Origin of the sequence: Bartonella sp. CB10SXKL, assembly GCF_042195515.1 — a bacterium.
Taxonomy (GTDB): Bacteria; Pseudomonadota; Alphaproteobacteria; order Rhizobiales; family Rhizobiaceae; genus Bartonella.
Window position 1 is genome coordinate 1 of sequence record NZ_JBHION010000144.1, and the last position, 509, is coordinate 509.

A 509-nucleotide genomic window follows, 5' to 3' on the forward strand; every position below is an offset into this window, starting at 1 on the left:
TCTTTAGCTATTTTTTCGGCTTCTTCTGCGGCTGCTTCTAAAGACGCGGCTTTTTTACCCGCTGTTTCAGCTGCCTTTTGCGCCTCTCCTGCTGCATATTTTGCACTATTGGCTATTTCCTTGGCTTTTTCGGCTTCATCTTTTGCTTCATACGCGTAGTTATTGGCTTTCTCCGCTATTTTCTTGGCTTCTTCGCCTGCCGTTTCTGCTAAACTTGCTGTAAGCTTAGCACTATCTGCTGTTTCATTCGCTTTGTGGGCTTTATTCCACGCTGCATTCGCTGTGCTTTTTGCATTTTCCACCTCACTACGCGCTTGCTCCGCATCATGTTTGGCATAACCTGCTGTCTGTTTGGCTTCTTGTGCTATTTTTTCAGCTTCATCCGCTTTACGCTTCGCCTCTTGTGCTATGCCCTGCACCGTTTCCACACTCACCTGCCCTGCCGTCTCTCCTGAACGCGCCGCAGACTCTGCTACCGCTTTCGCTTCAGAAGCTAATTTTGTAGCCTC

General features: G+C 48.5%; 1 pseudogene. It reads right to left on the reverse strand.

Annotated features, from left to right (window positions below):
- Positions 1–509 (reverse strand): annotated as a pseudogene (locus ACFIK3_RS09910) (hypothetical protein); the annotation flags it as partial.